Annotated in this window: 14 protein-coding genes and 1 pseudogene; 5 read left to right on the top strand and 10 right to left on the bottom strand. The window is 63.9% G+C overall.

Features of this window, described 5'->3' with window-relative positions; all coding sequences use genetic code 11:
• Positions 1-71 precede the first annotated feature (71 nt).
• Positions 72-599 (bottom strand): cupin domain-containing protein, encoded by a 528-nt coding sequence (locus JQ591_RS20230; RefSeq protein WP_211397761.1) that lies wholly within the window; start codon positions 597-599, stop codon positions 72-74.
• Positions 600-766: 167 nt separating this feature from the next.
• The gene (locus JQ591_RS20225; RefSeq protein WP_211397760.1) at positions 767-1,054 is read right to left on the bottom strand and encodes an usg protein; all 288 of its coding nucleotides are present in this window, start codon (positions 1,052-1,054) and stop codon (positions 767-769) included.
• 376 nt (positions 1,055-1,430) lie between these two features.
• On the opposite strand from JQ591_RS20225, the gene JQ591_RS20220 reads away from it, so the two are divergent.
• Both JQ591_RS20220 and groL read left to right on the top strand, forming a co-directional pair.
• Positions 1,431-1,745 (top strand): co-chaperone GroES, encoded by a 315-nt coding sequence (locus tag JQ591_RS20220; protein WP_027518760.1) that lies wholly within the window; start codon positions 1,431-1,433, stop codon positions 1,743-1,745.
• A gap of 43 nt (positions 1,746-1,788) precedes the next feature.
• A complete protein-coding gene (groL, locus tag JQ591_RS20215) occupies positions 1,789-3,429 on the top strand; it encodes a chaperonin GroEL (RefSeq protein ID WP_211397759.1) in 1,641 nt (546 codons plus the stop codon).
• A gap of 120 nt (positions 3,430-3,549) precedes the next feature.
• On the opposite strand, the gene lepB is transcribed toward groL, so the two are convergent.
• Both lepB and JQ591_RS20205 read right to left on the bottom strand, forming a co-directional pair.
• Positions 3,550-4,296, bottom strand: coding sequence for a signal peptidase I (gene lepB / locus JQ591_RS20210; RefSeq protein ID WP_211397758.1), 747 nt, complete (start codon positions 4,294-4,296; stop codon positions 3,550-3,552).
• 108 nt (positions 4,297-4,404) lie between these two features.
• The gene (locus tag JQ591_RS20205) at positions 4,405-5,238 is read right to left on the bottom strand and encodes a LysR family transcriptional regulator (protein ID WP_211397888.1); all 834 of its coding nucleotides are present in this window, start codon (positions 5,236-5,238) and stop codon (positions 4,405-4,407) included.
• Between the two features lie 132 nt (positions 5,239-5,370).
• On the opposite strand from JQ591_RS20205, the gene JQ591_RS20200 reads away from it, so the two are divergent.
• The 3 genes from JQ591_RS20200 (at position 5,371) to JQ591_RS20190 (ending at position 8,080) form a co-directional block, all read left to right on the top strand.
• A complete protein-coding gene (locus JQ591_RS20200; RefSeq protein ID WP_211397757.1) occupies positions 5,371-5,964 on the top strand; it encodes a cysteine hydrolase family protein in 594 nt (197 codons plus the stop codon).
• A gap of 13 nt (positions 5,965-5,977) precedes the next feature.
• Positions 5,978-6,616: a glutathione binding-like protein gene (locus JQ591_RS20195; RefSeq protein WP_211397756.1), complete on the top strand. Its 639-nt coding sequence runs from the start codon at positions 5,978-5,980 to the stop codon at positions 6,614-6,616.
• A gap of 111 nt (positions 6,617-6,727) precedes the next feature.
• Positions 6,728-8,080 (top strand): caspase family protein, encoded by a 1,353-nt coding sequence (locus JQ591_RS20190; RefSeq protein ID WP_211397755.1) that lies wholly within the window; start codon positions 6,728-6,730, stop codon positions 8,078-8,080.
• An 18-nt stretch (positions 8,081-8,098) separates the two neighbouring features.
• Here JQ591_RS20190 and JQ591_RS20185 read toward each other — a convergent pair.
• The 6 genes and pseudogenes from JQ591_RS20185 to JQ591_RS20160 form a co-directional block, all read right to left on the bottom strand.
• Positions 8,099-9,534: pseudogene (locus JQ591_RS20185) on the bottom strand (NAD-dependent succinate-semialdehyde dehydrogenase).
• A gap of 27 nt (positions 9,535-9,561) precedes the next feature.
• Positions 9,562-10,221: an ATP-binding cassette domain-containing protein gene (locus tag JQ591_RS20180; RefSeq protein WP_211397754.1), complete on the bottom strand. Its 660-nt coding sequence runs from the start codon at positions 10,219-10,221 to the stop codon at positions 9,562-9,564.
• A complete protein-coding gene (locus JQ591_RS20175; protein ID WP_211397753.1) occupies positions 10,222-10,923 on the bottom strand; it encodes an ABC transporter ATP-binding protein in 702 nt (233 codons plus the stop codon).
• On the bottom strand, positions 10,920-11,663 hold the full coding sequence (locus JQ591_RS20170; RefSeq protein ID WP_211397752.1) for an ABC transporter ATP-binding protein: 744 nt from the start codon (positions 11,661-11,663) through the stop codon (positions 10,920-10,922). The genes JQ591_RS20175 and JQ591_RS20170 overlap by 4 nt, the downstream gene beginning before the upstream one ends.
• Positions 11,660-12,703, bottom strand: a complete 1,044-nt coding sequence (locus tag JQ591_RS20165; protein ID WP_211397751.1) for a branched-chain amino acid ABC transporter permease — start codon at positions 12,701-12,703, stop codon at positions 11,660-11,662. The genes JQ591_RS20170 and JQ591_RS20165 overlap by 4 nt, the downstream gene beginning before the upstream one ends.
• A 5-nt stretch (positions 12,704-12,708) precedes the next feature.
• Positions 12,709-13,629, bottom strand: a complete 921-nt coding sequence (locus tag JQ591_RS20160) for a branched-chain amino acid ABC transporter permease (RefSeq protein ID WP_211397750.1) — start codon at positions 13,627-13,629, stop codon at positions 12,709-12,711.
• Positions 13,630-13,697: the final 68 nt, after the last annotated feature.

Raw genomic sequence — 13,697 nt, 5'->3', positions numbered from 1 at the left:
AAGGCCGCCCGTGAGAAGCGCTCTGGATTGCTTCGTCGCGAAAGCTGCTTTCGCAATGGCGACGAAACAGCCTACGCCTTCAACTCCACCGTCCTGAACTCCGCCGGCAGGATCACCTCCAGCAGCTCGACGTCGTCCGAATAGTCCAAGATCATGTGCTTGATCTTCGGCGGCTGGGTCCAGGCGCTGCCTTCTTTCATCAGCGTCTCGCCCTCTCCGTCCATATAGGTCTTCACCCAGCCCTTGAGCACGTAGACCATCTGGAATTCGACGTCGTGGAAGTGCAGCTTCGACACCTCGTCCGGATTGCAGGGGCCTTGCAGCCGGATCACGTGCGCTTGCGCGAGGCCGTGGCTCGCGGCGGCGATGCCGAGATCGCGATACTTCGCGTAGGTGCGCAGACCGTCGGCCTTGAAGTCTTCCTCGCGGTGATGGCTGATGGCGATGCGCTGCTTGGGACGGGCGGGCTTTTTCGAGGTGACAGTGCGCGCTTTCGCCTTCACCGCCTTGCGCGCCACTGATCTGGTCGCGGCCTTGGCTCCACTCCGCTTTTTCACCGCAGCTTGCGCTGCGCTGCGCGATTTTGCCTTCTTGGCCATGGGCGGCCTCCCCTGTTGTTGGGGGGAGACGCTAGCACGGAACGAGCTTCGTAGGGTGGGCAAAGCGGAGCGTGCCCATCATCGTCAAATTCGATTGTCGAGAGATGGTGGGCACGGCGCGCGAAGCGCGCGCGCCTTTGCCCACCCTACGAGACCGGCGCTTGCCTTCAATGCAGCCGGAACACGCCGTCCACCGCGCGCAGCTCGGCCGGCTTGATCAGCTTGGAATGCGCGACCGTCACCGAGAACAGCGGGCCGTCGAGCTTCTGCTGCCAGAACGCCAGGAAATCCGTCAGCGCTGGAAACTTCGGAAACATGTCGTAGTTCTGCCAGACATAGGTCTGGAGCAGCGAGCGATGATCCGGCATCCGGTAGAGAATTTCGGCCGTCGTCAGCCCGTAACCCAGCACCTGTTTCCGGAAGTCGTCGGAAACAACCCCAACCCGCGAGACCATGCCAACCTCCTTTGCAGGAGCGCATATTCAAGGGGTGGCTTTCCGGTACGCCCTACGAGCCACCCGGTGGAGATGCGCTCACATGAGTGAAATGTGACGCAAACTGATAATCCATCTCAAGCCTAAAAGTTTAACAAGCTGTTGAAATTCAATGCGTTAGCAGCAGATGCGGCCCCGTGCTAATACGGACGCCAACCGCGATTAACGATGGCAAGAGATTTTGGCAGGCGGCGCTTCCGAGTGCTATTTTTCTGCTACAAGCCCTTGCTCCCGCCAAAATCCTGCCCTATCTGAGCTATGCCTGTGCTGGCACTCGCGAGCGCAGATTGCTAACAACCCAAAATTCCCAACTCGTGCAACAGCTTAGGAGAACTGCATGAAATTCCGTCCGCTTCACGACCGCGTCGTGGTCAAGCGCATCGACGCAGAAGAGAAGACCGCTGGCGGCATCATCATTCCCGACACGGCCAAGGAAAAGCCCTCGCAGGGCGAAATCGTCGCCGTGGGCCCGGGTGGCCGCGACGAAGCAGGCAAGCTGATCCCGATCGACCTGAAGGTCGGCGACCGCGTCCTGTTCGGCAAGTGGTCCGGCACTGAGGTCAAGATCGACAACGTCGATCTGCTGATCATGAAGGAAAGCGACATCATGGGCGTCCTCGACGTCCCCGCTTCCAAGAAGAAGGCGGCCTAAGAGCCCCTCTCTCACCCAGCCAAACACCTAAGGAAAAATCCACATGGCAGCTAAAGAAGTCAAATTCTCCGTCGATGCGCGCGACAAGATGCTTCGCGGCGTCGACATTCTCGCCAACGCGGTGAAGGTCACGCTCGGTCCGAAGGGCCGCAACGTCGTGCTCGACAAGTCGTTCGGCGCTCCCCGCATCACCAAGGACGGCGTCACCGTCGCCAAGGAGATCGAGCTCGAGGACAAGTTCGAGAACATGGGCGCGCAGATGGTGCGCGAAGTCGCTTCGAAGTCCGCTGACGCGGCCGGCGACGGCACCACCACCGCCACCGTGCTGGCTCAGGCGATCGTGCGCGAAGGCGCCAAGTCGGTTGCCGCCGGCATGAACCCGATGGATCTGAAGCGCGGTATCGACCTCGCGGTCGAAGCCGTCGTTGCGGACCTCGTCAAGAACTCCAAGAAGGTCACCTCGAACGACGAGATCGCCCAGGTCGGCACCATCTCGGCCAACGGTGACGCGGAGATCGGCAAGTTCCTCGCCGACGCCATGAAGAAGGTCGGCAACGAGGGTGTCATCACCGTCGAGGAAGCCAAGTCGCTCGAGACCGAACTCGACGTCGTCGAGGGCATGCAGTTCGACCGCGGCTACATCTCGCCCTACTTCGTCACCAACGCCGACAAGATGCGCGTTGAGATGGACGACGCCTACATCCTCATCAACGAGAAGAAGCTCTCCTCGCTGAACGAGCTGCTCCCGCTGCTCGAGGCCGTGGTGCAGACCGGCAAGCCGCTGGTCATCGTCGCCGAGGACGTCGAAGGCGAAGCGCTTGCGACCCTGGTCGTGAACCGTCTCCGTGGCGGCCTGAAGGTCGCGGCCGTCAAGGCTCCGGGCTTCGGCGATCGCCGCAAGGCCATGCTGCAGGACATCGCGATCCTGACCGGCGGCCAGGCAATCTCGGAAGATCTCGGCATCAAGCTCGAGAACGTCACGCTCAACATGCTCGGTCGCGCCAAGAAGGTGATGATCGACAAGGAGAACACCACGATCGTCAACGGCGCCGGCAAGAAGGCCGACATCGAAGCGCGCGTGTCGCAGATCAAGGCGCAGATCGAGGAGACCACCTCGGACTACGATCGTGAGAAGCTCCAGGAGCGTCTGGCCAAGCTCGCAGGCGGCGTCGCGGTGATCCGCGTCGGCGGCGCGACCGAGGTCGAGGTGAAGGAGCGCAAGGATCGCGTTGATGACGCGATGCATGCGACCCGCGCCGCGGTCGAGGAAGGCATCGTCCCGGGCGGCGGCGTCGCCCTGCTCCGTGCCTCCGAGCAGCTCAAGGGCCTACGCACCAAGAACGACGACCAGAAGACCGGCGTCGAGATCGTGCGCAAGGCGCTCTCCGCGCCCGCTCGCCAGATCGCGATCAACGCCGGCGAAGACGGCTCGGTGATCGTCGGCAAGGTCCTCGAGAACAAGTCGTACGCCTACGGCTTCGACTCCCAGACCGGCGAATATGGCGACCTCGTCAAGAAGGGCATCATCGACCCGACCAAGGTGGTCCGTACCGCGATCCAGAACGCAGCCTCGGTTGCGGCTCTCTTGATCACCACGGAAGCCATGGTCGCCGAGCTGCCCAAGAAGGGCGGCTCCGGCCCCGCGATGCCTCCGGGCGGCGGCATGGGCGGCATGGATTTCTGATCCAGCCACTCAGGCACAATACGAAATGCGAAACCCCGGCAGCGATGCCGGGGTTTTTGCTTTCTCCGTTCGTCATTCCGGAGCGGCGCGCAGCGCCGGGCCCGGAATGACAGTGGGGCCTCACCACACCTTCCCGAGCCGCTCCATGTGCGGCTCGCCGTGTTGGTCGAGCGACCAGAATATCCGCGTCATCCTGCCGACCAGATTGTCCATCGGCACGAATCCGATCGACGACATCACGCGGCTGTCGCTCGAGTTGTCGCGATTGTCGCCGAGCACGAAGAAGTGGCCCGGCGGCACGGTGTAGACATCAGTGTTGTCATAGTAGCCGTTGTCGACGCAGTCCTGCGTGACGTAGGACGCGCCGTTCGGCAGCGTCTCGCGCCAGCGCTTGGCCTTCGCACCGTCATCCACGCCGCAGGTGGAGCCGGCAATCACCGCCTTCAGGGCAACGCGTGTCATCGGGCGGTCGTTGAGGATGAGTTGGCCCTGCCGCATCTGGATGCGATCACCGGGCAGTCCGACCACGCGCTTGACATAGTCGACCAAGGTGTCCCTTGGCGTCCGGAACACGACGACGTCGCCATACTCGGGCTCGGCGGCAAGGATCCGGCCCGAGATCCATGACGGCGCGAAAGGAAACGAATAGCGGCCATAGCCATAGGCATATTTTGCGGCAAAGACGTAGTCGCCGACGACCAGCGTCGGCGTCATCGAGCCGGACGGGATGTTGAACGGCTGGAACAGGAAGATGCGAAACAGGAACGGCGGTGACCACAGCACCGGGATCAGGAGAATCAGGATGACGACCGCCTTCCATTCCCGCGATTTGGCCTGCGGGTGGATGGCTTCCTGGAGAGTGGTCATGCGCCTGCCCTGATCAAGCCCGTGGTCGTCGCGAGATTACGCAACCTTTGCGCGCGCGCAATCCCATAACTTGGTCGCGCCGCGCGCGGATCGCGTTCACGCCCGCAATCAGCCGCGCGCGAGATCGCTGAAGCAGCGGCGGATCCATTCGATGGTGAGCCGCGTCGCCGGATCGCGCTTGAGGTGGTTCTGCACCAGCAGCCAGACGTCGCGGCGCCCAGGCAGCAGTGTGGCGCGCAGGCGGCGATCGCCGAGCAAGTCCGCGCAGACATGCTCCGGCAACACGCCGGCGGCCTGATGCGCGCGGATCAGGTTACGGATGACGCGAACGTTGTCGGTGACACAGCGCGCGTGGGCTTGCTTCATACGCAGGAATTGCATCTCGGGAATGGCACCGAGTTCGTCCGGATAGGCGCACAGCACCGGCTCGCCCTCGGTCGCAACAGGCTCGAAATAATAGAGCTTGACGTCACCGAGCCTGGAGATCGCGAAGTCGCCCTTGTCGGGCTTGCGCAGCCGGATCGCGAGATCGGCTTCCCAGCGCGAAAACTTGACGTTCTCGCTCGAGGTGAGGAATTGCAGCGTCAGGCCGGGATTGGCGCGCAGGAAGTCGCTTGCGCGCGGCGACAGAACCTCCTCGGCGACGGTGTTGGTGGAGGCGATACGCAGGCGTCCCACCGGGCCTGCCAAACTCTCGCCGACGCGACCGATCTCGGCGGCATGTGCGGCCATCGCCTCGACATGCGCCAGCACCGCCTCGCAACTCCGCGTCGGCCGACGCAGGCCGTCCACCGCATCGAACAGCGGCACGCCGAGATCGCGCTGGATGCGCGCGAGCCTGCGGCCGACGGTAGTCTCGTCGATGCGCAGCCGCGCGCTGGCGGCGGCATAGGTGCCTTCGTCCCTTACCGCGGCGATGATGCGCAGATCGTCCCAGTTCATGGCGACGAGCCTAGCAGGCACGACCGGCTCCTGCAAATCTGCAGCCATATGCTGCAATAGTCCTGCACATTGGCAGGCCGCTACCGCGCTAGTGTCGCGCCATCCGATATTCCCCAGGAAGGCCCGATCCGCATGACCGCCCCAAAAACCCTGCTTGAACTGTCAGGCGCCGATCTCAATCCGCCCAGGCTCGCCGATTCCTGCCTCGTGCTGATCGACATCCAGAACGAATATTGCGCCGGCCCGCTCGCCTTGCCGGATGCGGAGCCCGCGATCGCCGCCGCCGCGCGCTTGCTCGCCCGCGCGAGGGCGAGCGGCGCTGCGATCTTCCATATCGCGCACAAGGGGCGTGCGGGCAGCCTGTTCGACCGCGAGGCCGCCCGCGGCGCGATCGTCAGGAACCTGGCGCCGCTCGCCAGCGAAGCCGTGATCGAAAAGGCGCTGCCGAACGCTTTTGCTGGCACCGACCTGCAGGTCCGGCTGGCCGCAACCGGACGCACGAACATCGTGCTGGCCGGTTTCATGACCCATATGTGCATCAGCTCGACCGCCCGCGCCGCGCTCGACCTCGGCCTGCGCACGACGATCGCAGCCGATGCCTGCGCCACACGCGATCTTCCCGACGGCCGCGGCGGAGCGCTCTCCGCAAGGACCATTCACGAGGTCGCCCTGGCCGAATTGTCGGACCGGTTTGCGATCATCGCGCAGACCGAGGCGCTGACCTGAGGGAGCGTGGGCGATGCTGCAACTCTATTTCTCCCCGATGGCCTGCTCGCTCGCGAGCCGCATCGCGCTGATCGAAGCGGGCCTCGACGCGCGCTATCATCTGGTCCATCTCCGGACCAAGCAGGTCGTGGACGACGGCAGCGATTTCCTCGGCGTTTCGCCGAAGGGCGCGGTGCCGGTCCTGGTGCTGGAAAATGGCGAACGGCTGACCGAAAGCGCGGCGGTGCTGCAATACATTGCCGATGTGAAGCCGGAGGCGGGGCTTGCACCCGCGTTCGGGGATCCCGACCGCTATCGGCTCCAGGAATGGCTCAGCTTCATCGGGGCCGAGATCCACAAGGCGTTCCTGTTTCCGACCTTCTGGTACGAGGACGACGCCTCTCTCGCCAAGCCACGTGCAAGGATCACGCAGACATTATCGATGCCTGCCACGCATCTGGCGGACCGCGAATTCCTCGTCGGCAACAGCTTCACCGTCGCGGATGCCCACCTCACCTGGGCTTTACTGCTGCTCCGTCCCGCAGGCGTCGACGTCGCGCAATGGCCATCGTTGTCGGCCTATCTCGCGCGCATGCAGGCGCGCCCCGCAGTGCGGGAGGCGATCGCGACCGAGATGGCGCTACGCAAAACCGTGGCGGCGAGCCCGGCGTGACAGGATGCCACGGCCGCGAAATCTGAGCGTTTTCTCAGGCAGGGCATTGATGTCGGCGCGGCATGCGCTAATCTGGAGGGATATTTTTCGACATTTCCTTGGAAGGCATTCATGCGTGCTTTTTCCAGATTTTGCCTCGCCAAACTCTGCCTCGCCCTCCTCGCCTGGTGGCTGTGCCCTGAGCCTGCATCGGCGGAAACGCGGGTCGCGCTGGTGATCGGCAACGGCGCCTATGCCAGTACGGCGCAGCTTCCCAATCCGTCTCACGATGCCGAAGACGTCGCCGCCTCGCTCAAGCGCAGCGGCTTCGAGGTGCTCCAGGGCATCGACCTGCGCCAGGCCGACATGCAGGACCTGACCATCCGCTTCGCGCGCGCCGCGAGCAAAGCCGACGTCGCCATGTTCTACTACAGCGGCCATGCGATGCAGTACAACGGCGTGAACTATCTGATGCCTGTCGACGCCGTGCTGAGCGACGAAGCCGACCTGAAGCGCTTCGTGAGGGTCGACGACATCGTGAACGATCTGCAGCAGGCCAAGAACCTGCGCATCCTTATCCTCGATTCCTGCCGCGACAATCCGCTGGCCGACATGCTGAAGCGCTCTGCGACGCGCGGCGCCTCGATCGGGCGGGGCTTGTCGAAAGTCGAAGCACCGCGCGGCACGATTGTGTCGTTCTCAACCCAGTCCGGGCAGACCGCGGCCGACGGCAGCGGCCGCAACAGCCCCTATACGACGGCGTTCCTGAAGCACATCGAGGAGCCACAGGAGATCGGCGAGGTCTTTCGCGACATCAGCAGCGACGTCTACGATTCCAGCGGCAAGACCCAGCTCCCGGAGCTGTCGCTGTCGATCATCGGCAAGTTCTATCTGAACGGGCCGGTGTCGGTCACGGTGGCGCCGGCGGCGCCGCAAGCCGCGCCCCGGGCTGACCCTTGCGCGGCAGCAGAAGCGCATTGGAAGGCCGCTGACGGCATCGGCACGCTGGGTGCTTTCGAGGATCATCTCGCGAGATTCCCCAATTGCATCTTCGCCACCCTTGCCAAGGCGCGAATTGAAGGCCTGAAACAGAAGGTGGCGCTGGCGCCTCCAGGCAACGGCCGGACCGGCGGCAGCAAGGATTATGACGGCAACTGGGACGTGACGTTGAACTGCCTGGCCTCCGGCAAGGCGCAGGGCTTCACCAGGCCCCTGCTCGCCACCGTCACGAACGGCGTGTTTCATGCCGAGGCGCAGGGTCCGGGCAACAACGTCAACCGGCTGGAGATCGACGGCCAGATCCCGGCGGACGGCAAGACGACCTTGAGCGCGCGCGGCACGACGGGCGCGAGCACGTACACGCTGAATAATCTCGCGCCCGGCTCGCCTTACGCGTTTACGGTCGATGCGCAGTTTGATCGCGCCCGCGGCACCGGCAAGCGCAACGAGGCGCGTCCCTGCAATCTGGTTTTCGTCAAACGCTAGCTGCGCATCACCCGGCGGTCACACACCGGTCTGGCTGATGAACTTGGTGTTGAAGTAGCCCTCCATCGCCTCGGTGCCGCCTTCCGAGCCGTAGCCGGAATCCTTGATGCCGCCGAACGGCACTTCGGGAAGCGCGAGACCAAAACTGTTGATCGACACCATGCCGGCTTCGACCGCCGAACCGATCGCGGCCGCCGTCTTCGCCGAGCTGGTGAAGGCGTAGGACGCCAGCCCAAAAGGCAGCCGGTTGGCCTCCTCGACCACCTCGTCGAACGACGAGAAGCGCGAAATCAACGCGAGCGGGCCGAACGGCTCCCGTTCATGGCGCGTGCATCCTTCGGCACGTCGCTCACCACGGTCGGCTCGAAGAAATGGCCCTTGTTGCCGACGCGCTTGCCGCCGGTCTCGAGCTTTGCGCCTTTGCCGACGGCATCCTGCACCATGCCTTCAATGGCGGTGACGCGGCGCGGATTGGCGAGCGAGCCCATCTTGGATTCGGGATCGAGGCCGTTGCCGACCTTGAAGGACTTGGCGCTGTCGACAAATGTGTCGACGAATTCACGGAACACGTCATCCTGCACCAGCATCCGCGTCGGCGAGATGCAAACCTGCCCGGCATTGCGATATTTTGCTGCCGCCAGAATCTTCGCGGCCGATGTGACGTCGGCGTCCTTGAAAATGATCGCCGGCGCATGACCGCCGAGCTCCATGGTGGCGCGCTTCATGTGCAGGCCCGCCAGCGCATTGAGCTGCTTGCCGACATGGGTCGAGCCCGTGAACGAGATCTTGCGGATCACCGGATGCGGAATGAGATATTCGGAGATCTCGGCAGGAACTCCGTAGACGAGGTTGATGACGCCATCGGGCACGCCAGCGTCCGCAAATGCGCGGATCAGCTGTGCGGGCGAGGCCGGCGTCTCCTCCGGGGCCTTGACGATGATCGAGCAGCCGGCGCCGAGTGCGGCGGAGAGCTTGCGCACGACCTGATTGATCGGAAAATTCCAGGGCGTGAACGCCGCGACCGGTCCAACCGGCTCCTTGATCGCGAGCTGGTAGATGCCCGGGCCGCGCGCGGGGATCAGCCGGCCATAGGCGCGCTTGGCTTCTTCCGCAAACCACTCGATCACGTCGGCGGCGGCCATCGCCTCCATCCTGGCCTCGCCAAGAGTCTTGCCCTGCTCCATCGTGAGCAGCGGCGCGATCTCGTCATTGCGCTCGCGCATGATCGCGGCGGCCTTGCGCATGATCCGGCAGCGCTCGAAGGGGGCAACGTTTCGCCAGATCTTGAAGCCGGCGCTGGCGGCGGCCAGCGCCTCGTCGAGGTCGGACCGTCCGGCATGGGCGACGGTGCCGATCACCTCTTCGGTCGCGGGATTGCGTACCTCGATCACCTTGCCCGAATGGGCCGGTCGCCATTTTCCGCCAATGAAAAGCTGGGTGTTCGAATAGGCCAACGGATCCTCCTGTAGTCGTTTTCTGCCTTAGGTCGAGATAGGAATGGGCCGGTGACAAATCGCGTCCGCCGCCTTTGTCATCTCCGGCCCAAGATAGGAGCGGAAGCGCGGCTCGGCGACGAGAGCACCGAAATCGGCCATGCGCGTCACCCCGCCACCGGCCACAAAAAGGAATCGCCCGGCGATCTCGGCAAGGATGTCGAGGTGCCAGGCCGCTGTCGGATGCATGCAGAGAATGACCAGCCGGTCCTCGTCGCGCAGCTTGCGGAAGAAATCGAGCATGAAGCCGATATAGCCATCCTGCAGGTTGAACTGCGGTTCGTCGAACAGGTGAACCAGCGGCGTCCGGGTCGGCGACGGCGCCAGCAAGGCGGATGGAATGCGCTTGCGAAAGCGCCGGACCTGATACGACTGGTGATAGTGGATCGCGAGCCGGTCGCGCTCCCGATATTTGACGCCATGGATATCGGTACCCGCGACCAGCACGCGCCCCGAGGTCGGTGAGTTCGAGCCCGTCATCATCTCGAACAAGGTCGTCTTGCCGGCGCCATTCGGGCCGACGACACCGACGATTTCAGGTTCGTCCAGCGACAGGTTTGCCTGTAGCGTGAATGTCGGGCGGCGGATCACGCGGCCCCGCGTATAGACCTTCCGAACGTCGTCGAGAACGAGCAGCGGTGCGGCCACTTATTGTACTCCCAGCAAGCGCTGACGAAGGCCGCGATCATCGCGCAAGGCCGCGGCCTCCCCGGTCCAGACGATCCGCCCGCGGTCGATCACCGCGGCATGATCTGCGACCGACAGTGCGATCTCGGCGTTCTGCTCCACGACCAGCGAGGCAATGCCCTCGTCCTTCATGCGCAAGATAGTCGCGAGCACGTCGCCGACGATTTTCGGCGCCAGTCCCTGGCTCGGCTCGTCGAACAGCACCAGTCCCGGCGAGCCGACCAGCGCGCGGGCGATCGCCACCATCTGCATTTCGCCACCCGACAGGTTTTCGCAGTCGCGCTCCATGAGATATTCGAGCGGCGAGAAGATCGCGGCCGCCTCCTTGACGCTCCAGTGGCGAAAGCGCGTGCGCTTTTGCGCGATCGACAGGTTGCGCGCGACGGTCAATGTCGGGCACAGCCGGCGGTCGTCGGGCACCCAGCCGATGCCGGCGCGCGCAATCTCGTGAGTCGGATTGCGCGTGACATCGTGACCGTCGAAACAAACAGTGCCGCGGCGCGGACGCGTCAGCCCGAGAATAGAGCGGAGCATGGTTGTCTTGCCGGCGCCGTTGGGACCGAGCAGCGCAAACACCTTGGCTTGCTCGATAGCGAGCGAAGCGCCGAACAGCGCCTGGGTTTCGCCGTAGAATGTATCGACCGCGTCCACTTCGAGGATCATGCGAACTTCCCGAGATTGGAGCGCCGCACCCATTCGTTCTGCTGCAGCTCGTGTGGCGTTCCACGCGCCACCACCTGGCCCCAATGGATTACCGAGATCCGGTCCGCCAACGAGAACAGGAACTCCATATCGTGCTCGATGGCGACGATGGTCAGCCGCCTCTTCAGGCGAGCAATCAGGGCTGCGAGCCGCTGCACCCCATCGGAGCCGAGGCCGGAGGTCGGCTCGTCCAGGCACAGCACCCGGGGCGCCTGCGCCAGGGCGACCGCGATCTCCAGCGCGCGCCGGTCGCCATAGGATAGGTCCTTGGCGCGGATGTCGCCCTTGTCTGCAAGCCCGACTGCCGCCAGCGCTTCGGAAGACTTCGCGGCAAACCGGCCGTCGCCCGCCGCTGCGCGCGCGATATCGTGGCCGCGGGCGCGAAACTCGGGCAAGCCCATCATGACGTTGTCACGCGCGGAGAATTCGTCGAACAGTGTCATGATCTGAAACGAGCGAGCGATGCCCTTGGCGGCGATGCGGTGCGGGCTGAGGCCCGTGACATCCTCGCCGGCGAGCAGGACTCGGCCCCGGTTCGGTTTCACCCGGCCGGTGAGGACATTGAAGAATGTGGTCTTGCCGGCGCCGTTCGGACCCATCACACCGTGAAACTCGCCCTCCGCGACCGCGAGATCGACGCTTTCCAGCACGACGCGATCGCCGAAGCGGACATGAACGGCTGCGGCCTCGATCATGTTCATCGCCCGCTCCCGAACAGCAGCCGCATCGCCGACGTACTGCGCTGCCGTAAGGCGCCGAGCGAGTGCTGCTGCACGGCAGCGGATATCGCGCCGGCAATGCCTTCGGGGCGAAACAGCACGATCGCGATGAACAGCAGACCAAAATAGAGCATCCAGGCATTGGTCAGCGCGCCGATCACGTCTCGGGCGGTGAGGAAGAGAAACACGCCGATCACCGGGCCCCAGAAGCTGACAAGCCCACCCCCGACGAGAGTCATCATCACGACGTAGCCGGATTGATGCAGGCTCATGACGTCAGGGAATGCGGCGAGCTGCGCCATAGCGAATAATCCGCCTGCAAAGCCCGAGACGGCGGCCGACAGCGCAAAGACCGCTACCTTGTAGAGCCACACATTATAGCCGAGATGGCTTGCGCGAACTTCGCTCTGCCTGATCGCAGCGACCACGCGGCCATAGGGCGAGTTCACCAGTCGCCACAATGCGGCGGTGCCGACCGCAAAGACGGCGAGCACGAAATAGTAGAACGCGACATTGTCGGTGAGATCGAACGACACAAGCCCGAAATCGGCCGGCAACCGTTTGATCTTGAGAAGTCCGTCTTCGCCGCCGGTGATCCGGTGCGATTTGATCGCCAGCGTCCAGAAGATCTGGCCGAACGCAATCGTCATGAAGGCATAATAGATGCCGCGCCTGTGCGAGATGAACAGCGCCACCAGCACGCCGGCGAGGCCCGCGACCGCGGCTGCGGCAATCAGACATATCCAGAGATTTGCAACGATTTCGAGCTGACAGAGGCCGAACGCGTAGGCGCCGATGCCGAAATAGGCACCATGACCGAACGACGGAAGTCCGGCGGTGCCCAGCACCAGGTTGAACGCGAGCGCGTAGAGCGACCAGATCAGGATTTCGATCCCGAGATAGGGATAGAGCCCGATCCGCGTGATCCAGAGCGGCACCGTTGCAAGCACGAGCCAGAGCACCAGCATCGTCGGCGTCACGAGGCGCGCGGCATCCGGTGAAGATTTTGTTTCCACAATCATTCCCTTTAGGCCTCGAGCACGCTCTTCTTGCCCCATAGGCCCCGCGCGCGGAACGTCACGACGGCGACGAGCAGGATGTACATCGACAACAGCGACCATTCGGACGCGTAGGCACCGGCAAGGCCGACACACAGTCCGACCAAAAGACCCGCCACGACCGCACCCCAAAAGCTGCCGACGCCCCCAAGCACGATCACCAGGAACGCAGGAATGACGGCATCGACACCCATATGCGGGCGAATGCCCCAGATCGGCGCGACGATGATGCCGGCGATCGCGGCCAGCATCGTGCCGAACACGAAGACCAGGAGCCGCAATCGTGACAGGTTGATGCCGAGTGCGCGAACGATCTCGCTGTCGTGCGCGCCGGCCTTGACCGTCGCTCCGAACGAGGTCTTTTCGATCAACAGCCAGACCATGCCGATGACCCCGGCCGCGATGCCCGCTGCGTAGAAACGATAAGTCGACCAGATCAGGTCGCCGAACAGGAAGCCGCCATTGATGGCGGACGGTACCTGCAGCACGTAGTCGCGCGTGCCCCAGACCAGGCGGATCATCTCCTCGATCACCATCGCGGCGCCGAAGGTCAGGAGCAGCCCGTAGAGCGGATCCTTGCCGTAAGTGCGCCGCATGCAGAGCTCGATCAGCATGCCGACCAGACTTACGATCACGGGCGCGATGATCAACGTGGCGGCATAGCGCCAGCCAAGCGGCAGCGCGAGCCACGCTTTCGCAAGTTCCATCGGCAATGGCGGGCGTGGCCCCGTGAGCTGCATGGCAACATAAGCCCCGAGCGCGAACAGCGAGCCGTGCGCGAGGTTGATCTGCTCCATCAGCCCGACGATGAGCATGAAGCCTAGCGCGATCAGCGCGAACAACAGGCCGAGCGTCAGGCCGTTGAGGAGATGCGGAAGAAGGTCGAACAAGGTTTTGGTTCTCGCAACTGGCGTGTGTCACCCGGAACACCGATGGTCCCGGCGCACGGCGCGCAAGA

Source organism: Bradyrhizobium canariense (assembly GCF_018130465.1).
Lineage (GTDB): Bacteria > Pseudomonadota > Alphaproteobacteria > Rhizobiales > Xanthobacteraceae > Bradyrhizobium > Bradyrhizobium canariense_C.
This window is presented reverse-complemented; position numbering and strand designations above follow the sequence as displayed.